This is a genomic window from Pseudoalteromonas sp. CnMc7-15 (assembly GCF_022347925.1).
Lineage (GTDB): Bacteria > Pseudomonadota > Gammaproteobacteria > Enterobacterales > Alteromonadaceae > Pseudoalteromonas > Pseudoalteromonas ruthenica.
Genome location: NZ_JAKRFT010000002.1, coordinates 136,695 through 158,535 on the forward strand (window position 1 = coordinate 136,695; position 21,841 = coordinate 158,535).

At 48.9% G+C, this 21,841-nt stretch carries 24 protein-coding genes; 15 read left to right on the top strand and 9 right to left on the bottom strand.

Going from position 1 to position 21,841, the window contains the following annotated elements:
- Positions 1–127 precede the first annotated feature (127 nt).
- A complete protein-coding gene (locus MHM95_RS04360) occupies positions 128–427 on the bottom strand; it encodes a hypothetical protein (RefSeq protein WP_045980054.1) in 300 nt (99 codons plus the stop codon).
- A gap of 60 nt (positions 428–487) precedes the next feature.
- On the opposite strand from MHM95_RS04360, the gene MHM95_RS04365 reads away from it, so the two are divergent.
- The gene (locus MHM95_RS04365; protein WP_239384422.1) at positions 488–1,081 is read left to right on the top strand and encodes a hypothetical protein; all 594 of its coding nucleotides are present in this window, start codon (positions 488–490) and stop codon (positions 1,079–1,081) included.
- Positions 1,082–1,210: 129 nt separating this feature from the next.
- Complete coding sequence (locus tag MHM95_RS04370; protein ID WP_239384424.1) at positions 1,211–1,441, top strand: hypothetical protein; 231 nt, start codon at positions 1,211–1,213, stop codon at positions 1,439–1,441.
- A gap of 6 nt (positions 1,442–1,447) precedes the next feature.
- Here the strand turns inward: MHM95_RS04370 and MHM95_RS04375 are convergent, their stop codons facing one another.
- Together MHM95_RS04375 and MHM95_RS04380 are read right to left on the bottom strand one after the other, a co-directional pair.
- Positions 1,448–2,041, bottom strand: a complete 594-nt coding sequence (locus MHM95_RS04375) for a hypothetical protein (protein ID WP_239384426.1) — start codon at positions 2,039–2,041, stop codon at positions 1,448–1,450.
- The gene (locus tag MHM95_RS04380) at positions 2,038–2,736 is read right to left on the bottom strand and encodes an AHH domain-containing protein (protein WP_239384428.1); all 699 of its coding nucleotides are present in this window, start codon (positions 2,734–2,736) and stop codon (positions 2,038–2,040) included. Before MHM95_RS04380 ends, MHM95_RS04375 begins: the two co-directional genes overlap by 4 nt.
- A 349-nt stretch (positions 2,737–3,085) precedes the next feature.
- Here MHM95_RS04380 and MHM95_RS04385 point away from each other — a divergent pair, with 349 nt between their 5' ends.
- Positions 3,086–3,520, top strand: coding sequence for a hypothetical protein (locus tag MHM95_RS04385; RefSeq protein WP_239384430.1), 435 nt, complete (start codon positions 3,086–3,088; stop codon positions 3,518–3,520).
- A gap of 48 nt (positions 3,521–3,568) precedes the next feature.
- Here the strand turns inward: MHM95_RS04385 and MHM95_RS04390 are convergent, their stop codons facing one another.
- A complete protein-coding gene (locus MHM95_RS04390; protein WP_022945249.1) occupies positions 3,569–4,495 on the bottom strand; it encodes a LysR family transcriptional regulator in 927 nt (308 codons plus the stop codon).
- Positions 4,496–4,615: 120 nt separating this feature from the next.
- Between MHM95_RS04390 and MHM95_RS04395 the strand changes: the two genes are divergently transcribed.
- The 7 genes from MHM95_RS04395 (at position 4,616) to MHM95_RS04425 (ending at position 12,137) form a co-directional block, all read left to right on the top strand.
- Positions 4,616–6,607 carry a ligand-gated channel protein gene (locus MHM95_RS04395; protein ID WP_239384432.1) on the top strand — a complete coding sequence of 664 codons (1,992 nt, stop codon included), beginning with the start codon at positions 4,616–4,618 and terminating at the stop codon, positions 6,605–6,607.
- Positions 6,608–7,675, top strand: coding sequence for a PepSY-associated TM helix domain-containing protein (locus MHM95_RS04400; RefSeq protein WP_138548193.1), 1,068 nt, complete (start codon positions 6,608–6,610; stop codon positions 7,673–7,675).
- On the top strand, positions 7,672–8,511 hold the full coding sequence (locus MHM95_RS04405) for a DUF4198 domain-containing protein (protein WP_239384434.1): 840 nt from the start codon (positions 7,672–7,674) through the stop codon (positions 8,509–8,511). Before MHM95_RS04400 ends, MHM95_RS04405 begins: the two co-directional genes overlap by 4 nt.
- Before the next feature lie 347 nt (positions 8,512–8,858).
- The gene (locus tag MHM95_RS04410; protein ID WP_138508176.1) at positions 8,859–9,323 is read left to right on the top strand and encodes a MarR family transcriptional regulator; all 465 of its coding nucleotides are present in this window, start codon (positions 8,859–8,861) and stop codon (positions 9,321–9,323) included.
- A 53-nt stretch (positions 9,324–9,376) separates the two neighbouring features.
- Entirely contained in the window at positions 9,377–10,393 is a 1,017-nt protein-coding gene (locus tag MHM95_RS04415) for an HlyD family secretion protein (RefSeq protein WP_239384920.1), read from the top strand.
- Positions 10,394–10,408: 15 nt separating this feature from the next.
- Positions 10,409–11,434, top strand: coding sequence for a DUF2955 domain-containing protein (locus tag MHM95_RS04420; RefSeq protein ID WP_022943497.1), 1,026 nt, complete (start codon positions 10,409–10,411; stop codon positions 11,432–11,434).
- A gap of 286 nt (positions 11,435–11,720) precedes the next feature.
- Positions 11,721–12,137, top strand: a complete 417-nt coding sequence (locus tag MHM95_RS04425) for a hypothetical protein (protein WP_138508177.1) — start codon at positions 11,721–11,723, stop codon at positions 12,135–12,137.
- 26 nt (positions 12,138–12,163) lie between these two features.
- On the opposite strand, the gene MHM95_RS04430 is transcribed toward MHM95_RS04425, so the two are convergent.
- Positions 12,164–13,204 carry a nitronate monooxygenase gene (locus tag MHM95_RS04430; RefSeq protein ID WP_239384436.1) on the bottom strand — a complete coding sequence of 347 codons (1,041 nt, stop codon included), beginning with the start codon at positions 13,202–13,204 and terminating at the stop codon, positions 12,164–12,166.
- Positions 13,205–13,303: 99 nt separating this feature from the next.
- Positions 13,304–13,717, bottom strand: a complete 414-nt coding sequence (gene arfB, locus MHM95_RS04435) for an alternative ribosome rescue aminoacyl-tRNA hydrolase ArfB (RefSeq protein WP_022943501.1) — start codon at positions 13,715–13,717, stop codon at positions 13,304–13,306.
- Positions 13,718–13,849: 132 nt separating this feature from the next.
- Here arfB and MHM95_RS04440 point away from each other — a divergent pair, with 132 nt between their 5' ends.
- The gene (locus MHM95_RS04440; protein ID WP_152441761.1) at positions 13,850–14,410 is read left to right on the top strand and encodes a short-chain dehydrogenase; all 561 of its coding nucleotides are present in this window, start codon (positions 13,850–13,852) and stop codon (positions 14,408–14,410) included.
- A 48-nt stretch (positions 14,411–14,458) separates the two neighbouring features.
- On the opposite strand, the gene MHM95_RS04445 is transcribed toward MHM95_RS04440, so the two are convergent.
- Positions 14,459–17,563: an efflux RND transporter permease subunit gene (locus MHM95_RS04445; protein WP_239384438.1), complete on the bottom strand. Its 3,105-nt coding sequence runs from the start codon at positions 17,561–17,563 to the stop codon at positions 14,459–14,461.
- Complete coding sequence (locus MHM95_RS04450) at positions 17,563–18,615, bottom strand: efflux RND transporter periplasmic adaptor subunit (RefSeq protein WP_239384440.1); 1,053 nt, start codon at positions 18,613–18,615, stop codon at positions 17,563–17,565. Before MHM95_RS04450 ends, MHM95_RS04445 begins: the two co-directional genes overlap by 1 nt.
- A gap of 252 nt (positions 18,616–18,867) precedes the next feature.
- On the opposite strand from MHM95_RS04450, the gene MHM95_RS04455 reads away from it, so the two are divergent.
- The gene (locus MHM95_RS04455) at positions 18,868–19,722 is read left to right on the top strand and encodes a carboxylate/amino acid/amine transporter (RefSeq protein WP_053909469.1); all 855 of its coding nucleotides are present in this window, start codon (positions 18,868–18,870) and stop codon (positions 19,720–19,722) included.
- Between the two features lie 18 nt (positions 19,723–19,740).
- Here the strand turns inward: MHM95_RS04455 and MHM95_RS04460 are convergent, their stop codons facing one another.
- Positions 19,741–20,211: an HPP family protein gene (locus tag MHM95_RS04460; protein ID WP_151174257.1), complete on the bottom strand. Its 471-nt coding sequence runs from the start codon at positions 20,209–20,211 to the stop codon at positions 19,741–19,743.
- 94 nt (positions 20,212–20,305) lie between these two features.
- Here MHM95_RS04460 and MHM95_RS04465 point away from each other — a divergent pair, with 94 nt between their 5' ends.
- From MHM95_RS04465 to MHM95_RS04475, 3 genes are all read left to right on the top strand, one after another.
- Entirely contained in the window at positions 20,306–20,860 is a 555-nt protein-coding gene (locus MHM95_RS04465) for a TetR/AcrR family transcriptional regulator (protein ID WP_239384442.1), read from the top strand.
- 68 nt (positions 20,861–20,928) lie between these two features.
- Positions 20,929–21,372, top strand: coding sequence for an antitoxin Xre/MbcA/ParS toxin-binding domain-containing protein (locus MHM95_RS04470; protein WP_138548203.1), 444 nt, complete (start codon positions 20,929–20,931; stop codon positions 21,370–21,372).
- Positions 21,369–21,839: an RES family NAD+ phosphorylase gene (locus MHM95_RS04475; RefSeq protein ID WP_045980036.1), complete on the top strand. Its 471-nt coding sequence runs from the start codon at positions 21,369–21,371 to the stop codon at positions 21,837–21,839. The genes MHM95_RS04470 and MHM95_RS04475 overlap by 4 nt, the downstream gene beginning before the upstream one ends.
- Positions 21,840–21,841: the final 2 nt, after the last annotated feature.

Sequence of the window (21,841 nt, forward strand, 5' to 3'; positions counted from 1 at the left end):
TTGGTCAAATTGTGCTAAATCCGATAGCCGCATATACGCCAAAAGCGAACCTTCACACCTAACTCGTTTCTGCCCCAAAAAGAGTTAACGTAAATGCTCTAAGGGAGGCTTAGAGCAAAACGGACTGTCACTCTCTAGCTAACCTAGGAAGGGCTTTTCTAATTCCTGCCAAGATGTTGCTCCAACCAATACGCTTTTTCCAAAGCTTTCCGTCGACTAAAACTTTATAACAATCGATCCGATCAGTTTTATACAGTTCAAGTTTATGAGTAATGGGTTCACCACTATCGTAATCGGTGATTTCGATTATTCTTCTTAGTTCAGGAATGTTTTGTGGCTCTACAAAGCTTTCTTGTTCTATAGCAAATTTTCGATTAGTGTATGATTTACGATAATTTTTTGAAGCCTTATTAGTTTGTCTATACATAGGTAATCTCCTACCTTGCAAGGTCTCACTAATAAGCTGTTAGGCCTAAGGAGTAGTCACATGGACAGTTTTTTATTCTTCGTCAAAGAGAATCCAATGGAATGCTTAACAGCGATTTTAGTTTTCTTAACTGCAATTTACGCACTTTTAACCCATCGCATGGTTAAATTGAGTGAAGAATCAATCAGAGAAAGTAAGCTTCAAACGGAGGCATTAACTCGACCTTATATAACTATTCAACCCTTACTTAAAAAACATACTCCTGTTGTATATTTAAGCATAAAAAACACAGGGTTGGTTGGCGCTAAAAATTTGAGGTTGGAGTTGGATCGTGACTTTTTCCAATTTAATGAGTCGGCTAAACCAAATAAAAATTTGCGTACTTTAAAAGCGTTTACTTTACCCATTCAGCAATTTTCGCCAAATAGTGAGTTAGTTTTTCCATTAGCTCAAAGTTTCTTGATTCTAGGAGAAGAGGCTTCGGCTAGTTGTCCTGCGGAATTTAGTGTTACCGCAACTTATGAATACGCAAATAAGACTGTAACTGAAGTAAGTTACATTGATATAGAAGCTTTTTCCGGTGGGGAAGTCGATAGAGACCCACTAGTAAATGAAGTCGAAAAAATCCGAAAGATTTATGAGAAAAAGGCCTAACAAACGCTTCAACAAAGGACTTAAAAAGCTTGGCTTGCGTCACTTCGTTCCTAATTTTAGTCAAGCATTTTACGCCTGTTAAGCGGGCGTTAGATGTTCTACTAGGATGTCTGAAAATAAGGAAGATGGATGCGCCAAAAAATTTTTTGTTTATTGTTTTTTATAGTATCAAGTAACCTCTGCGCCGCAGACCTTGTTGTTGAAGTTCCTGCCAACCCAGAAAAAGGTTTTTTCTATCCTTTCTTTTTGAAAGTGCCCGAAGCGACCGAAACGAATTATTTGATTGTTGAGACGAACAATACTGGAAAAGTTTCGGACGACTTAAACATCCACCGCAACAGTGCCCGTAAAGCAGTGTAGTGGAAATCAATTTTCGGGAAATGTACTTAATAAATCCGTATAAAAAGCAATCCCTGTAAGCTTGTTATTTTTCACTGCATTAAAAAATAGCTCATTGCAATACACAAGGTTTCCACCTTCAAGCTTTGATTTGTAAAGGTTTTTATTTCTTATGTCATTTTCATCAAATACAAGAGATTTTAAACCATCTTCAAAGCCATCCAAGTAAGCTCTTTCTGTCAGGCTTAAATCTTCCTTAGCGAAAGTGAGTAGATTGAATAGCATCATTTCACCGCGATCGGTATTAACTTTTATAAACTCGCCGAAATCAGCCATGAAGCTTTTTAAAACAGAGTAGGCGGACATTTTAAGTAATAGATACGTGCCTACAATATTTATATCAAAGTCATCGTTTGATTCAGAGTTGAATGTGAAACTCAATTGCTCGCCATCCCATAAGGAAGAAAGAGGTTGATTTTCATAAGGTAATCTTTGCAATTTAATTAATAATTCATTGACACTAAGCTTAGATTGTTGAGTCATTTGTTTGGCCAGTATGTATGAATCAAAAATCAACGCTGTCGTACTTTCTTTAGGTAATTCTAATCGATACGATTTCATAGTCCCTTCCATAATTCCTTAGTTGAAAAAATAGAGCTAGGCATCGTTCCTGTCTTAATATGCTGTTTAATGGTGCGAAGCTTTGCTATAAATTTTGCTTGGCTATACCCCTGCGCTGCGCCAAGGTTATTACTGATCCACGCTTCATAATTTTTCCGATGCAATTTCCTATGAGCAGGGGCATTTTGAGTAGCCCAGTCGATCTCTTTATTGCGTTCAAAATTAATTAACCACGTTCCGTTAAAAGGATCGTTAATACCTAAACCGGCTAAGTGCATATTTAATCTGGCTGCTAACATACTTGGTTGAAGATAGCGTCCTTTACCAGCGATGATATGGTGAGCTTCATGGGCAACAGTTGGTTGTGGCTCTCCTGTTGCAAAAAGAAATTTAGCAAGTTTAGCTGTGGGATGATGAGGCTCTTGTAATAACTGCTCTACATCTAATTTTTCATTATCACTTCTGTACTGCTGTAAATAACTTTGAGCAACCGCTACAGACTCTATACGTCTTTTTTCACGTTGTAGATGATTATAATCTTGATTTAGCCTTTTCTTTAACTGTTCTGAGTCATCAGATTTTTGCTGTGCGTCATAATAAGATTTTGCTTTTAATTCAAAATTATAAATAGCGAGTTCAAGAGGTGATGGTTCAGAAGGTCGGCTAGGTTGAGGGTAACTCTCATGTTGTCTCATAATATCGTCCATAATATCTTCGAGTGTGTAAATTAGACTTTTGGCAAGCGAAAGTCAAAAGCACTGTAGCAGCTAAGCACTGACTATCGTAACACCATCAGCTTATAGCGCGGAGGGTTTTGCCCAACTACGCATTAAAGCGGCCGTCTCCTTCTAGCTCATAGCTGCCTGTCTGGTGACAGTCTAAACCTATTCGTTTCTGCTGTAAGATACGCTTTGAGCCATGACACAGCTGCACCGTGAATATCGCTACACTGCCACTCAATAGCCAAACTTGTTGTTATTGCTCATGATTCTTGCTAGGTTAAAAAGCATACAATAAAAATAATAATGAATGGTTGCTGTGTTTATGGATAAACATCATAACGTTTTAGTCTACCTCGCCCTCCCTGTGTGCTGGCTACTTTATCTTTTCTCGCTGCCGTTACTCTTTTGGTACGCATACAACCCTATGGATTGGGTACTCGACCATTTTTCCTCGGTGATACGCGACCATGCCATGGTATTTTATGGGGTATTAGCGCTGCATGATTTTGCTCTCAACCTGTTACTGGCACTGCCTTTTGCCTATGGGCTTATCAAGCTAGCCGGTAACAACATTATCAAACCCGTGCTCTTCGCGGCTATCGTTGTGGCATTTTTGGTCCATCGCAGCGACGTGAGCGCGCTCGCTACACTTGATACACCCAACCAGTTGCATATGATTTTGGGGATGATTGGCTCGTTATTCATATTGCCACTTGCCTTCGTGCTTATGCGCCGCGTACGAAGCTCAACAGCGTAAAGCGAGCAGCCCTAATAGGTGCGGTTGTTTAGCGCAACCAGCTCGCGATTAAGGCTCCCCTACAAACAACTCAGGGTTTGTGGAAACCTGCTCAAACCAAGCACGCAGACTATCAATCGCGGCGCGCGTTTTAGCCGCAACAGTGTCACGATGCGGGGTCACCGCATAGACACTGTAATGAGGCAGCTGCCATTGCGGGCATATGCGCTGTAATCGACCACAAGCGAGCAGGTGTCGCACCTCTGGCTCCGGTAATAAACCGTAACCAATGCCATCTAAAGTGAGCTGAATGGCGGCCTGCATATTGTTCACTAATAACCGAGGTTGACCTAGTGTAAAGGTGTCACCACTGTGCTGATGGGTCAGCTTTTGACCTATGCGCTGTGCCCCGGTGTGGCCAATAAAGGTTTGCGCCGCGAGCGCATCCGGGTCTTGAGGGTTAAGCTCAGCCAATGGATGAGTACGGCTAACGCAAGGGATCAACTGCCAATCGGCCAAGTGCCTGGCTATTAACCCCGAGTCCGTTAATGGGCCAATACAAATGGCTAAATCAACCCCGCCAGCAATAATATCAAAGGGCTCATCGGTCAAGGTAAGCTGAATTTCAATTTTCGGAAACTGCTCGGTCAACTGCTTTATAGGCTGACTTAACAAGCCACCACCAAAGCCAATTGGGGCAACAATTTTCAACTGCCCAGAAGGTGTATGCTGAAGCTGTTCGAGTTGTCGCTGAGCCTGCTCTGCCGTGGCGAGTAGCTTTACCGACGAGGCGTAGTAAATCTCACCGGCTTCAGTGAGAGTGAGCTTGCGCGTATTACGGTTAAATAAACTCAGGCCAATGTCTTGTTCAAGTTTAGTGATTTGTTGACTGACCGCTGAAGCGGTCATATGTAATTGCTGAGCCGCCTGACTCATACTGCCGGTTTCCACCGTTTTCGCAAACACCTTGAGGGCGCGCGTTAGCTTGGTGTTCATACTTTTAAGAATTCCTTAAACAACCTTTAAGAAAAAGCGCGTTGCTCGCAGAGGTGCAACAGCATACCATCAAATAAGAATTAATATCATTTACCTTAATTATACCACGGAGGTTCCCCAATGTTCACGGTGCAACGTCGTATCGCCCCGTTATCCCTCGCTATCACCGCTGCGCTCGCTACTTTAAGCACCAGTACTCATGCTAACCAAGCACCTGATAACGACATGGAAAAAATCGTGGTAACCGCCTCGGGTTACGAGCAGCTTATTAAAAATGCCCCCGCCTCTATTAGCGTAATCGATCGCGAGGAGCTCTCGCAACGCTTTTACCGCGACTTAACCGATGCGATGACCGACGTCCCTGGGGTGGTTGTTACCGGTGGCGGCGACCGTGAAGACATCAGCCTACGGGGTATGGGCAGCCAATACACCCTGATTCTTGTTGATGGCAAACGCCAAAGCTCACGGGAAACTCGCCCGAATAGCGATGGCCCGGGGGTTGAGGGCGCTTGGACACCGCCACTGGCCGCCATAGAGCGTATCGAAGTGGTGCGCGGGCCCATGTCATCTCTGTATGGTTCCGATGCCATCGGTGGGGTGATCAACATTATTACTCGCAAAACCCCCAAGCAGTGGTACGGTGAACTGCGCTTGGATACCACCATGCAACAAAGCAGTGAATCGGGTGATATTCACCAAGCCAACTTCTTTGCCGCCGGCGCACTGATCCCTGAAAAGCTGGGGCTGCAAGTGTATGGCCAATTCAGCAACCGCGATGAAGACGATATTTACAGCGGCTTTCGCGGTAAAGAAGCGGAGAATTATCAAGCTAAGTTATCGTTCACACCCAGTGATGCCCACAGTTTTTTACTCGACATTGCCAGTGCATCGCAAACTCTGGATGCCACCTTGGGCAAAACCGTAGAGCCACTGGCTCCTGGGGAAAGTTGCGGCCGTCGTGGCTGCCCAGAATCAACCGTGACCGAGTACGATAATCAAACCATTTCACTCTCACACACCGGTTATTGGGATTTTGGCCAGTCATTTAGCTATGCGCAATACGATAAGTACGACAACAAGTCACGGGATATGATTGTTGAAAACATTGATGTGCAAAGTTTGTGGACCTTGCCTATTAATGAGCGCAACAAAATGAGTGCCGGCGTGGCCTACCAACGTGAAGATTTAGAAGATAACACCAGCAACCGTATTAGTGAGCTCACGCAAATTGATAACGATATGTACTCGGTATTTGCAGAAGATGAGTTCCAAGCCACCGAGAAGCTGGCCTTGACTGCGGGGCTGCGCTACGACAAAGACCAACAATTCGGCGGCCATACCAGCCCAAGGTTGTATGCGGTGTATAACGCCAATGACACCCTGACCGTTAAAGGCGGTATTTCCAGTGGTTTCAGAGCACCGAACCTACGACAAACAACCGCTGCTTGGGGCCAAGTTAGCCGGGGCGGCAACATCTATGGTAACCCCGATTTAAGCCCTGAAACCTCGCTCAACTATGAAATGGGGATTTACCTCGATACCGAGCAAGGCTTAAGTGCATCGACCACGGTTTTTTATAACGAGTTTGACGATAAAATCTCTCGCGTAGCTTGCCCGTTAACAAAGTGCACCGACGGGCCCAATGAGTTTGGCTCACTGCCAACAACCTATACCAATGTTGATGAGGCGACCACTCAAGGGGTAGAAGTCTCACTAGACTACCAGCTCGCCAGCACGGTCAAGATGGCGCTTAACTACACCTACACCGACTCGGAACAAAAAACCGGTGAATACGCCGGCAGTCCGTTGAATCAATTACCGGAGCACCTGGCACAAGCGTCACTCAACTGGCAAGCCAGTGATGCCTTAGGCACTTGGCTGCGCGTGCATTATCGCGGTGAGGAAAGCCAACCGACAACCGGCCCTTCACAGTCGAGCCTCATTGCGCCGTCTTACACCACCGCTGATTTAGGCGCGAACTACCAAGTCATGGATTCTGTACGCTTAGGTTTTGGGGTGTACAACCTCTTTGATAAGGAAATTCGTGAAGATGAATATGGCTACATCGAAGACGGACGTCGCTACTGGGCGTCGCTAGCCTGGAGTTTCTAAATGGCCAAACGTAGTAAGCTTTGGGATCTCAAAGCTTGGCATTGGATCAGTTCAGCAGTGTGCCTTATTGGCATGCTGCTTTTTGCTGTCACGGGGATCACCCTAAACCATGCCGCGAGCATTGAGTCCCGCGCGCAAGTGCAGCAGATTGAAGCGCAAGTGCCCGATGCCATCCTCAATCAATTGAAAGCCGCCGCCAACAACGAGCAGCTACCAAAGAGTTTTCAGCGTTGGTATCAAGGTCAAACCGAACAGTCTATTGCCAGTTATAAACAGCTTGAGTGGAGTGACTTTGAGCTTTATGTGGCCATGCCCAAAGCCGGGGGTGACCGCTGGTTTACTGTGACCTTAGATACCGGCGAATTTTATCAAGAAGCTACCGACCGTGGTTGGATAGCCTATCTAAATGACTTACATAAGGGCCGGAATACCGGTATGTGGTGGAGTATGTTTATTGATCTTTTCTCTGTGGCCTGCATCGTTTTTTCGATCACCGGGCTGTTATTACTAAAACGTTATGCCAAAGGCCGTAAATCAACGTGGCCACTGGTACTGGCGGGATTAGGTATACCCGCTTTGGTATTGGTGCTACCTGCCCACGCGGCGTCAGCGAACCAGTTGCAAGTCGAAATTCCCCGCTTAAGCGTGGCCGAATATCACCCACCTTATGTGGCCGTGTGGTTAGCCAATAGCAAGCGCAAAGCGGTGCTTGATTTAGCCATCTGGTATGACACCAAGCTCGCTGACCGTGAGGGTGAGAAGTGGTTAAAAGATTTGCGTTTATGGTGGCGTCGCAGTGGTCGTAGCTTGTCGCTCCCTGTCGATGGCGTCACCGGCGCGACGCGTCGCCCTGGCGTGGCCACCCTTGATTTAAGCCCTTTCGCAGCGCAATTGGCCGCTCTCCCTGATGGTGAGTACACCCTCAATGTAGAAGCGGCGAGGGAATTAGGCGGGCGCGAGTTGATCCGCATTCCTCTGACATTACCGATAACCCAATCACAACACCATACCGAGCAAGGCCAGCATGAGCTCGGCACAATTACACTAACTATGGAGCCTAACACGTGAAGCTAGCAACAATTATCAGCGCGGCGCTATGCACCGCCCTTGCAACCACAGCCGTTATTAGCCAATCAGCACACGCCCACCGAGTGTGGCTTAAACCAAGTACCACAGTGGTTTCAGGTGATGATGAATGGATCACCTTTGACGCCGCAATCGCCAACGGCATTTTTAATCCCGACCACTATGCCTATCCGCTTGAGCGACTGACTGCAATTGGCCCCGATGGCCAATCTGTGGCGTTAGAAAATAGCGCCAAGCTTCGCTATCGCAGTGTGTTTGATCTGCACCTACAGCAGCAAGGAACCTACCGCGTATTTAACGCCAGCCGCTCCATTGTCGCCCGCTGGGTAGATGCAGAGGGCGAGCGCCATTATTGGCCAGGCCGTGGAAAGACCGGCACTTTAGCGCAGTTCAAACAGCAAGTACCCAGCGATGCCAAAGAGTTGCAAGTGAGCGATGTTGCTCGTCGCATGGAGACCTTCGTCACCCTTGGGGCTCCTAATGACACGGCAATTACCCCTAGCGGCCAAGGGCTCGAGCTTAATGCCCTAACCCACCCGAACGATTTATACGTTGATGAAAGTGCGCCTATGCAGCTACTGATCGACGGCCAGCCTGCAGTTGGGGCAAAGGTAACCTTGGTTCGTCAAGGCGAGCGGTATCGTGATAGCAACATCGCCACACAGTTAACCGCCGATGATAATGGTCAAATTGAGCTGCAATTTACGCAGCCAGGAATGTACTGGTTTGAAGCCGAGTATGAAGACCAGCAAGCCAAAGCTCCGGCGCAAACTCGCCGTGGCAGTTATGTGGCCGTGTTCGAGGTATTGCCGCTGTAACTGGCACATCAATAAAGTGTCAAAGGGGTTTACAGTAAAGCTGTGGCCCCTTTTTTAAATTGAAATATAAGCCCAACAGGGGGCACTCGGAGCGCTTTGATAATCTCCTCTTACTCACACTATCGCGACATTGGTGATAGCAGCGCAACCTCCATCAAACTCCCATAAATGCACGCTGCTTAACAGTCAACAAATTGCCTTTTTATTGCTAACTACATCATCCTTCTAAGGGCTCACACCCAGTTTGAGTCCGCCGACATAGCCTTGGCGAATAACCACGAATATTTACTTAGCGTGCTAACTATTGTAATATACTTAGCCTGCTAACTAAATGAGAGCGCTGCACCATGGCTGATATTCCTTTTCATGAAACCCTCGACTTAAGCTTATGTGGCAAGCTTGGCCGCGTTCACCGTATCTGCCGTCAAGCGGTGTCAGTCGCCGTTGAGCCACTAGGGTTCACACAACCGGGTTGGACGGCAATGATGCATATGTACCATCTTGGCGAAGGCTGTACACAGCACCAACTGGCCACAAGCTTAGATATAGAAATGCCAAGCCTCACCCGCACCCTGAAACAACTGGAGCACGCACAGGTGATTGAGCGCCGTGTCGATGAGCACGATAAGCGCTGTCGGCGCCTATATTTCACAGCGCAAGGTGAGCAGCAATTATCGGCGCTCAAAGCGCGGATCAGCGAGGTCAAGACTCACTTATATCGAGGGTTGAGCGATGAGCAGCTTAATATGATGGCACTTGGCCTGGTGGCCTTAGAAGACAATGCCAATCAATTTATGGAGGACCAAGAGTGAGCCAGCAACCGACTCCCGATCAGCAGTTCGCACGCTACGTTAAAATCGCCATCATGCTGTTTATCCTGTGCTTTGGCTATTTTATTGTTGCTGATTTATACATGCCAATGACACCACAGGCGCGCGTTTACCACCCAGTGACGCAAATCACCCCGCAGGTCAATGGCAAAATTGTTGCTGTGGCGGTTCGCAATAATCAACATGTGCGCCAAGGCGAGGTACTCATGCGTATCGACCCTCGCCCATACCAACTTGCCGTAAAACGAGCTGAACTGGCCTTGGCACAAGTGCAACAGCAAAACCAACAACTCGATGCTGACATCAAGGCTTTGCGCGCCGACTTATCGGCGGCTCAAGCCAAGTTACATGAGCAGCAAAGCCTACATCAACGCAGCCGTACCCTACTTGGTAAACAGGCTATTTCGCAGCAGCGCAGTGATGAGATCAGTGCTGCTCTGGCCAGTGCCCAGGCACAGGTCAGTGCCGTAAAAGCCAAGCTGCAAGCACTGATAATAAAGCGCGGCGCGCACGGTGAGGACAATATCGCTTGGCAACAGGCCCGTAATCAGCTGCAGCAGGCACAGCTGAATCTCAGTTATACCGAAGTGGTGGCGCCTCATGATGGCATTATTAGCAATCTACAAGTGACCACAGGTACCTATGCCAAAGCAGGAATGGCGATGACGGGGCTGGTGACCGAGCAACTAGACTTGGCCGCTGATTTTCGTGAAAAATCGCTGTATCACGTGCGTGTCGGCAACCGCGCCTTAGTCAGCTTCGATGCTCTACCCGGGCAAGTGTTTGCAGCCCATGTCAGCGAGCTTGCCGCAGGCTCAAGCGCCGGGCAGCTCAGCGCCAATGGGATCCTGGCTGAGGTCGAAACCTCTAACCGCTGGGTCCGTGATGCCCAACGTCAACGCGTGCATTTGCAACTCGATGATGAGCTTACCTCATCGCATCTTGCCAGTGGCGCGAGAGCCACAGTGCAAATCGTGCCCGATGACCCAGTGGAGCAACTGCTAGCCAACGCACAAATTCAGGCCGTGAGCCTAATGCACTATATCTATTAACCAAGGAGCTGCGCCATGAGCCTAACCGCCAACGACATTCGCCAAATGCTCCGCATCGCCACCGGCGCAACGCTCGGGTTTAGCTTGAGTAAGCTGTTTAATTGGCCCAATGGTATTTTCTTTACGGTCTACCCTATGCTGTTGCTGGGTTTAGTACCAATCATAAATGCGCATATTGTCCGCCAGTTTATCGCCAGTGCATTATTTTGTGGCTTTGCGGTATTGGTGCTGCAAGGTTTATTTGGTTTTCATCCGATCTTGATGTCGATACTGGCTTTTGCCATGTTTGCATTGTTATTTTATCAAATGAGTCGCGGTGCCCACTTCCTATTCGGCGCCATGAGTGTGGTTGGGCTATCCATTCAACTACATTTCGCCAGTTACAGCGCCACCGGCTTGGGCTTATACCCATTGATCTTTAGTAACTTTTTGGCAGTAACTGTGAGCCTAGTCAGCGCCTATATTATGCATTGGTTATTTCCTGATGTGAGCGCGCGCACGCCCATCTCGCGCGCCGCTAAAGATGCAGCCAGTGTCCGCCATGAGGTGCTGTTATGTGCCACCGTCGCCACCCTCTCTTTTATGGTCTTTCAGATACTGGATTTACAAGATTCGGTATCGGCCCAAGCCGCCTCTATTTTGATTCTGTTTCCACTGTGTTGGAAAGCGGCATCAATGGCGGGTTGGCAACGCGCTATCGGCACGTTAATCGGTTGCAACTTGGCGTTGGCAGCGCAATTACTCTTGTTTACCTACAGCCAGATTCTGGTGTTTCCAATATTGGTGTTGTGGATCCTCACCTTTGTCTTTAGTCGCTACCATGTATTAGGAGGCGGTATGCCGGGGGTTGGATTTGGCGTTATCACCACCTTTGGCATTTTATTCGGACAATCACTCGCGCCAAACCAAGACTTAGTATATAGCGCATTGTACCGCTTCAGCTCTGTGTGTGTGGCGATCACCGCCAGTTTATGTCTGGTGTATGTTATCCACCATATTTTGAATCGCTTTGCGGCCACGCGCCATCATACCTTTACCTAACAATTCTGAGGCTTTACCCGAATTGGGGTTGAAAACCAAGTTGTTATAACATAACATTGATGTTGTTCCCTTGAACAGTGAACTTCCCCCTGTGCTGCACAAACAGGCGAAGCTGACCCGGGCCATGTATCTTTCTGGGATATCTATCAGTGGGTCTTGGTTTGCGGTTGCTGCCGCTCTCGCAAATTAAGTGATACATCGGCTTATTCTTCGTAGCAGCACAGGGCTTTTCCTTACTCGCCAATCCCGTTACCATGAATATCTCTAATAAGCAGAAGGATGGGCCATGCATAGCGCATTTAGCAAATTAGGAAAAACAGGATGGTGGATGTGGGTGCTCGCCTTGTTAGCCATCACCCTATTGGTCGCTGGCTTTGTTCGCGATGATTACCGCCTATGGGGAGCTGCGGGTTTAATTAATGTTCCCCTGCTGTGGCATCGCTATCGTTATGGTATGGGCGAACAGCTCGTTAATCCTTTCGAGCACATCAAGGTCGAAGAAGAGCTACTCAGTGTTGGCGAAGCCTTGTTTCCGGTGCATGAGATCCGTAAAGTCGTTATCGACACGTGTGATGACAAAGGCCTATTCCAATTGCCTTACAACGGCGGGGGCCAAGTCAGCCTTGTATTTGATAGCCACTACGTGGACGACTTAAAAACCTACATCAAGCGCACCATCCCTGATGCGCAGATTATTACCTAATGATAATTAGCCGCTCATTGACGCGGCTATTTGAGTTGTGCGGCTAAATCCCGAGTCAGTTCGGTTGCGCTTATGGCGTGGCAGCCACTGCGATCGGTGCCGCTCCATAGCGGCGTAAAATCATCTTTACCCAAGGTTTGCGCCTTAGCACGTAACGGTGCAAGCTTAGCACTGGCGTAGGGGAAAGCAGGGACTTGGTCGCTTATAAAGCCTTGCTCTTGCATAAAAGAGGTGGTGATCCCTCGCGCAGGGCGGCCAGAGTATAAATTGGTTATTGCCGTTTGCCGGTGCTCTGCGCGCAGCGCTTGACGATGCACAGCACTGGTAGTGGCCTCATCACACAACAGGTAACTGGTGCCTACCTGTACAGCAATGACTCCCAAACGCATATAATGTGCCACGTGCTCAGCCTGTGTAATGCCGCCCGCAGCTATCACTGGCACGTTAATGTCTTTGGCAGCCAGGATTTGCTGACACAATTGCGCCGTTGTCCCCTGCTCAGCAAGCGTTGATGAGAACATCGCACGATGGCCTCCTGCTTCAATACCTTGAGCAATAATCACATCACACCCATGCTGGGCGAGCCAGCGCGCCTCGGCTAACGTGTTCGCTGAGGATAACACCACAGCACCGGTTGCTTTTACACGTTGTAACTGCTCTGCCTCAGGCAAGCCAAAATGAAAGCTTACGACTTCCGGGCGAAGCTGCTCCAGCAAAGTAACATGCTGCGCAGAAAACGGTTGCCTGAGCACCCCTAGGTCATCGTTTGGGTGACATTCAAGTGCCTGATAATAAGGTGCTAACAATTGCTGCCATCGGCTTTGCTCAGCCTGATTTAAACTCGGCATAGAATGGCAGAAAAAGTTAAGATTCACAGGAGCACGCTGAGTGTGTTGGCGAAATTCACTGACTTGCGCCATGATTTGCTCTGCACTGAGCATGGCACAAGGAATGGAGCCTAAACCACCGCCATGAGCAACGGCTATGGCGAGCTTTTCGTCTTGTACTCCCGCCATAGGCGCCTGAATAATTGGGTATGCTAGGTTGAGTGTGCTGAGCAAATCCATTGTGCCTCCGTGGCTCATTGTAAGGTGGCTGCAATTACTTTCACCACATTACTTGGTGCGATGCCAATTAGCTACCCTAATTAAGGCATTTTCTCGCCTTTAAAGTTTGGGTATTTTGCGCAATTGCTTAGTACGCCCACGCTGCACTTTTTTGTCGACACGTTTACGCTGAGCGCTGCGTGTAGGTTTGGTTGGGCGGCGCTTTTTCTCAACCTTAGTGGCAGCCAAAATAAGCTCTTTTAAACGTTTCAGTGCTTCTTCCCGATTGAGCTCTTGAGTGCGATGACTTTGTGCCTTGATCACCACTACCCCATCTTTAGTGATACGGCTATCGCGATAGGCCAGTAGCCGCTGTTTATAAAAGTCGGGTAATTTCGAGCGGTTAATATCAAAGCGCAAATGGATCGCCGTTGCCACCTTGTTGACGTTCTGACCACCGGCTCCTTGCGAGCGGATGGCAGACAGCTCCACTTCCCATTCGTCTATGGTCACCGTATTAGATATCTGCAACATCTATTCATCTTGCCTTAACGACTTTGAACTATCATTGATGACATTGAGTTTATCACTGAGCGCGCCAAGGCCCAACTCAGTGAATTTAGACAATAACGACACCACCTACACAATACCTGCATGGAGAGAACAATGAAGAATTTATTGATGGCGCTTACATTGGCCGCTACCACAGCCTTTACCAGCGCTCAGGCTCTGGCGCTAGAGCTCACGGAAAAAGACGTCGAAAACTTTATTAAGGCAGCACCCGCTGTGACCAATTGGGCAGATAAGCAAGGGCAGCAGTTTGATGGTGCCGCCCTACTCGGCGCCCAAGGTAGCGAGCAAAACAACAAGTCAATGAGTGATAGCGCCATTGCGATGTTGAAAAATACCGACAGCTACCAACAGTTTGCCGATGTGATCAGCCGCTATGGCTTTACCCCTGAGCAACTGATCAGTGTCGGCAGCGAAGTGACTGCAGCGTATTTAGCCAATGTTAAAGGCGATTTATCTGCCGAAGATAAGGCCCGTGTTGATGAGGTTATGGGCGGCCTACAAAGCCTCTCTGGTAGTAGCAACAAGACCAACTCTTTGCTCGGTGCCATGGGCAGTGCAAATCAAGCGAGTGAGGATGTCAGCGACACTAATATTGCTTTGGTAGAAGAATACATGCCGCAGCTGAAAAAACTATTTTCGGTCCTAGGGCAATAATAGGCCACTATTAAGGCATAAAAAGCCCACCCTGCGGTGGGCTTTGCTTTAGCGTTGCTTATGTCTCAGCAGACTTACCAACAGCGCTGGCAACACGGTTAAGCTGACCAATGTTGATACCGCAATCCCGCACAGCACGATCATCCCCACACCACGATACAACTCCGACCCCTCGCCGGGAATAAACACCAGCGGAGCTAAGCCACACAAAGTCGTCATGGTCGACATAACAATAGGTTTTAAGCGCGTTTGCAGCGCCTTAGTAACCGCTTCAAGCACGGACTGGGCGCCAGACTCTATGTTGCGTCGGCTTTGGTCAACAATGAGAATAGGGTTATTCACCACCGTGCCAAGGAGAATTAAAAAGCCCAGCATAGTGATCATATCGAAAGGCTGATGAAAGCCCGCCAATAGCCCTCCGAGACCGTTGATCATCACCAAGCCCAACAGCCCACCGGCCATACCTAAAGGGACGGTGGCCATAATAAACAGTGGATAACCCCAGTGTTTAAAAATAGCGACCAACAACAAGTAACACAGCGCCAGCGCGACGATAAAGTTACTGCTTAGTGCAGCTCGGGTCTTGTCGAGCTGATCGGCTGCGCCACCGATACTCACATTCACTCCCGGTAATAAGTCGCCTTGCTGCTTTAACTGCACTAACAGTTGTTCGCGCACTCGTTGCTGTGCTGTTTCCAAAGCCACATCGCGAGGCGGTATAATATACACGGTGACCGTGCGCCGACCATCAACACGGCGTAAACTGTCACTGTCCGCTTTTTCCTCTAAATCCGCCAAGGCATTCAATGGCAGTATCCCTTGTGGTGTCACTACCGGTGATTGGGCTAATTGCGCCAAACTTTGGCGATTGCCAGCCTCGGAGAAAAGAAACACATCGACCTTATCGTCATCAAGGATCAATTCATCAACATAGGCACCGTCACTCAGTGCGGCCACGGTATAACCGAGTTCCTCAGCGCTTACACCCACCTCAGCGAGGCGCTGCCAGCGTGGTTTGATTTCAATAAGCGGTTGGTCCAAGGTCAACGATGACGGCTCGGAGTCAACTTGGGGGTTGTCAAACACCTCACTGGCAAGGCGATACACGGCATCGGCTGCGCGATACAACGCCGTTTGCTCGGGGCCGCTAATATCAATGGCCACAGCGCGGGTGCCACCATCATTGCTGGATATGATTGAGCCCCGGGAGGAAAAAGCGCGCATTCCTGGGTAGCTTTTGAATTTATCGGTGATGGCCGCCATCATGGCCTCAATATGTTGCGGGTCTTTAGGTTCACTTAAAAACCAAATACTGCCTACCCCCACCGACATGGAGTAATACTTTAGCGGCGGCATAGCCGTTTCCCCGGCGTTGTAAGCAGTACCATCGTCATTAAGATGGCGGTTAAAGTAGGGCAGCAGCTCATCGCTAATTTTCTGCATATGACTGAGGTTGTAACCCGGCGGTGCAATCATCATGGAAAAAGCCTTGGGCTCTTCTCCTTCGGGTAAATACTCCGCTTTGGGCATTAGCAGCCAAGCTCCGCCAAGCAGCGCGAATACGCCTATGACGATACACAGTCGGCGCTGAGTAGGACGCGCGAGCATAGTCACTATGGCCCGTGGCAGTGTCATGGGTTTGGCCAGGTTCTCACCGCGTTGCGCATTGTGCTGCGTAAACCTTGCACATGCAGCGGGAACAACCATCAGCGCCACAAGCATTGACGCTATAATCGCTGCAGAAATTGCGATGGCCACGTCAGAATACAACTGTCCTGCTTCTTGGCGGATAAATAGAATCGGCGCAAACACTAACACCGTAGTCAAGGTTGAAGCCACCACCGCCGGCCACACTTCTTGCACTCCGGCTATTGCCGCGTTGATCTTATCGAGGCCACGCCGACGAGCTTGTTCAATATTCTCCAGCACAACAATGGTATTATCCACGGTCATACCTATGGCAAATGCCACCCCGGCAAGAGAAATAACGTTGATGGTGCGCTCAAATAACAGCAATCCTAAGAATGCGGCGATGGTACATATCGGGATGCCTAGCACACCAATTAACGTCGAGCGTGGGCTTTTCAAGAACCAAAACATCACCAATGTTGCCAGCAATGCTCCGAGCGCCAAGTTCGTCCATACATTTTCTACTGAGCCTTTAACATAGCGCACATCATCACTGAGCAAGGTTAATTGCAAACCATTGTTGGCCAACATATCTTGGTTGATGCGCTCAACGACCTGCATCATTTGCTCTTTAATGGCCATGACATTGGAGCCACTTTCACGACGTACCGAAAGCATCAGGGCGCGCTCGCCATCGTTGTAATCAATATCACGTAGCTCATAATGGTCGAGCTTAATAGTGGCCACATCTTTAAGACGAATCGTGGTGTTATCACGTTGAGCTATCACCAGCTCCGCTAACGCCTGGGCCGATTCAAAGCGTCCAACCATGCGTAGCAAATAACGTCGCTTACCACCGTCGATATCGCCCGCCGAGGCGTCGCGATTGCGGCTGCGAATAGCATCACGCACCGCCACCAGGCTGATGTTACGACTCGCAAGCTGCTGTTGGTCGATGAGTATTTGTACTTGATACAAGGCCCCACCACGCACATTTACCTGGGAAACACCACTGACTCGCTCCATTTCTGGGCGCACAAAGTCTTCGGCATAATCACGCAACATATCAACATCTATATTGAGCGGGTTGCCAGGCTGTGGTTTGAGGGTAAAAAACATAAACGCATTAGCTGAAAACGAACTACTGTACAGCACCGGTTGGTCAACGTTCTCTGGATAATTAGGCACCTGAGATAGCGCGTTACTGACGTTGATCAGCGCCTCGTTGACGTCCACACCAAAGGGGAATTCTAGTTCAATTTCTGCCTCACCGGTATTGGCATAGCTGGACATTCTTTTTAAGTTTGCCAATGATCGTAAATAGCGTTCTTGCTCAATAAGAATTTCTTTTTCTACATCTTGTGGCGTTGCTCCAGGCCAGTTGGTAACCACAGTAATGGTGCGCACTTCAAGATCAGGGATCATCTGCACGGGTATTTTAAAAGCCGCGACCACGCCCAAAATCACGCAGATGAGCACGGCAACGGCGACCAAAGTCGCATGCTTTACTGACGCCGCTAACATTATTGCTCCCTCGCTTGAACAACCGTAACCGCTTGCCCTTGGCGTAATAATTCATTGCCTTGGGTAACTACTTTCATGCCTGGTTCAAGGCCACTAAGCACTTCAATATGGCCGTTAATCCGCTCGCCAATGCGCACAAAACGCCGCTGTGCTTTATCGGCGCTGATAACAAACACACTGTAGCCGCCATCTGGATGGCGCAGTAAGGCATCAGTAGGCACGACAACACTTTGCTCATCGGTTTTGTTTAGCACAATCTCTGCGCTTGCCGATAACCCCACTTGCAGCCCTGCTTGGGGTGGTACGGCTAAGCGCAATAAAAAGCTGCGACTGGCGCTGTCTATCACTGGTACTTTGGCAATAACCTTAGCTGTAAACCCCCTTGACGCTTTCCCTGGCACTTCAAAGCGAACTTGCTTAGCAAGATCGATAGCGCCAAAATGCTCCTGAGGCATATGCAAATCCAGCCATAGTTGTTCGCTACTAACGAGCTCAAACACCGCTTGACCACGGGTCACCCACTCCCCAACATCAACAAAACGCTCAGCTACCACACCGGAAAAGGGGGCGTGCAGTTGCTGACGCGCCAGCAATTCTTTGTGGTAGCGTTCGTTGGCCTGTGCTTCTGTCAACGAAGCCTTGGCGCTTTGCAATGCGGCTTGCCTATCGGCCAGCTCCGTAGCCGCCATCAAAGCTTGTTGCGATAACGATTGGGCCTCGTTAAAGCGGCGCTGGGCGTCATCAACAGCAATACGAGCGCGTTGCTTGGCGCCCGTTAATGCCTGTAACTGCGCCTGCACCAATGCCGCATCCAAAGATAACAGACGTGCGCCTTTTGCAATCTCATCACCAGCCTGGGCATGGATTTGCGTAACCACCCCGTCACTTAGGCTCGACAGTTGCGCATGACGCGCCGCACGCAAGGTCCCTGTCAACGCCAGGGTACGCTCGATAGATTGCGTATTGACCTCTTTAACAACCACGTTCACTGCCGTTTGCGCAGATAGGCAGCCGCTTATTAGTAGCAAACAGATGCACCATGCTCTGATCATCTTCATTCCTTTTACTCACACTTTTACTGGCTTTACGTAACGCTCAGCTAAAAGCTTTGCTAATAATGACGAAAAGGCAAATATAGCGACCTTTTCTTGAGCGCTAGAGGTTATCACAAATAAAAATCATTTCTATTTATTGCGGTAGGCGCTTACACGCACAACTCAATAGCGGCGAAGGTATTGATAGTTGGCTCATACCTATGCAGGCGTCATAATGGGGGAATTCGTTTCTAAGTTGTATTGATGTGTATGAGTTATTTGCTCGCAACCACCCTACTTTGGGCATTTTCATTTAGCCTCATTGGCGTCTATTTAGCCGGGCAAGTAGACCCCTGGTTCTCGGTGTTAACCCGTATCGCGCTGGCGACCCTAGTGCTACTACCGTTTTTGAAGATTAGCCAGTTAAGCCTGTCGTTAACCTGGCGCCTGATGGCCATTGGTGGCGTTCAACTGGGGCTGATGTATGGCTTTTACTATCACTCTTTTTTATACCTCAGCGTCCCCGAGGTGCTGCTATTTACGGTGATGACTCCCCTGTATGTTACCCTGCTCAATGACGCACTAAATCGCCACTTTAATCTTGGCTTTTTCTGCGCTGCGTTATTGGCCATTATTGGCGCGGTAGCCATTCGTTACGACGGTATCAACCAAGGCTTTATGATTGGCTTTGCTATCGTCCAAGCTGCAAACCTATGCTTTGCCAGCGGCCAAGTGTTATATAAACGACTGATGCTCAAGCATCAGCACCTTTCTCAACATCATGTATTCGCTTGCTTTTTTATGGGTGCATTGGTGGTCGCGTTAAGCTGTTTCGCTCTTTTTGCCAATACCGCTAATCTCCCAAGTACACCCACACAATGGGGCGTATTGATTTATTTAGGGCTTATTGCTTCCGGGCTGGGCTATTTCGCGTGGAATAAAGGCGCAACCCAGGTCAATGTTGGCACCTTGGCGGTGATGAATAACCTCCTTATTCCTGCGGGGATCCTCGTTAACGTGCTCATTTGGAACCGCGATGCCGATGTGCTGCGTTTAAGTATTGGCGGCGCTATCATCATGGCCGCACTGGTGGTTAACGAGAAGTACCTGAGCCGAGGTAAATAACAATAACAGCAAGAGGGGTTACGCCCTCTTCATCGCCCGGCGATAACTGTACATTTTGACCGCCCAGCCCTGTAATTGCGCTAATAGTACGATGATCACAACGCCAATGAGCACTGGCGAAATTAAGTATTCCCACCCCTGTGGCGTGAGCATAATTAACACCGGGTTGGCCCCCGCCGGCGGGTGAGTGGTCTTTGTGAAAAGCATCGCACTCACCGCAAACCCCGTCGCTAAGGCTAAAGTGATAGGTGACACACCCACATACTGGCTAAACGCTATACCTATCGCCGCAGTGATCAGGTGCCCAAAAATAACATTTTTCGGTTGTGCCAGCGCACTTGCAGGGACACCAAAAACCAGCACTGTGGTGGCTCCAAAAGGGGCCATCAACCACATCCACTCACCTCCCATACTATCTAAATAGGCGAGCAAGCCAATGGCCAGCGCAGCACCAATGCCAGCAAGAACCTGGGCTATCGGATTATTCATCATTACTTCCTTCTTGTTAAAGTAGACCAATCTGTCTCCTTTAACAAAATAGACAAGTCGGTCTACTTATGTCAAGCTGTTTCTGAGGTGACTTATGCAAGATAAAAAACAACATTTAATCGACACCGCACTGAGGCTGTTTTACCACCACGGTATTCATGCCGTGGGGATCAATCACATACTCAGCGAGTCCGGGGTGGCAAAGAAAACCTTGTACCATCACTTTGCCAGTAAAGAGGCGCTCATTTTAGCGACCTTAGCGCAGCGTCATCGCAGCTTTATGGCTTGGTTACGTCATCAGGTGCAAGACAAACAAGGGCAGCAGGGAGTGAGTGCGCTATTTACCGCTTTGGGGTGTTGGTTTTTGGGGCAAGAACAGGCCCTAGGCCCGTTTCGTGGGTGTTTTTTCATCAACACCCACGGCGAGTTTGACGCCAGCCATAGCGATATTCTCAGTGCTTGCCGAGCACACAAAAAGGAAGTTGAAACGGCGATTGCTGCGATGTTGAGCGCAGCCGAACAACCTCTCGCACCAGCCATTGCTATGCTGATGGAGGGGGCGATTGTAAAAGCGACGCTCGGACAGCCACAAGCAGCCGCTGAGCACGCACTGCAGAGTGCCCTGATCCTGCTCGATAGAGGCCAATAGCTTAATTAACACTATCACTTTTAATATCAAGTGATATACTTTGTAGTAATCATTTGGTGGAGAAAATCATGAGTGCAATTGCATCCTTTAAGCCACAAAAGCACCCGGATGGATTTTGGCAGCAGCTTGGCATGCCAGCGCGTGGCGAGCGTTTATATCAAGCGTTAGAACAAGGATTGTCATTTGATATCTATGACCGCTTAGCCAAACTATCGGGGGTGGATAAAAGCACCATTGCCCAATCAGCCGTTATTGCCCCCGCAACCCTAAGGCGCAGAGCCAAGTCGGGGCTTTTTAATAAGCAAGAAAGCGACCGCTTGTATCGCTTTGCCGAAGTGTATAAAGCGGCGCTCGATCTGTTCGAAGGCGATGGTGATGCCACCCGCACGTGGTTAACTACAGCGAATCGTGGCCTAGGGCAAAAACGGCCGTTGGATATGCTGGCAACCATGGCCGAGTCAGAAGCGGTGATTAACCTTATTGGGCGCATGGAACACGGTGTATTTGCGTGATAAGTGGCTACCGTATTGTTAAGAAAAAGTGGGCGGACAAGGCCTTTGATGGCGAAGGGGCGCGGTTATTTGGCGGGCGCTGGAATAGTCCCGGACAACGCTGTGTTTACCTCGCCGCCAGCGAGTCACTGGCGATTCTAGAGATTCTGGTACACCTTAATCACAGTGCCATTCTCAGCGACTACAGACTATTTAAAATTAACTTTGCACGCCGTGATGTGCTCACCCTTGACGAGCAAGATTGGCCTGAAAACTGGCAAGAAAGTCCGGCCCCGGAAGAAACGGCTTTGATTGGCGATCAGTGGTTGCAAACGCAAGCCAGCTTGGCATTGAGCGTGCCCTCGACCATAGTCCCTCGAGAGTATAATTATTTACTTAACCCAAGCCACCCTGCTTTTGTTAAAGCAGAGCCCAATATTGAGGCCCTGCCCTTTCGCTTTGACCCGAGACTGCTCGCTCGGGGCTAGTA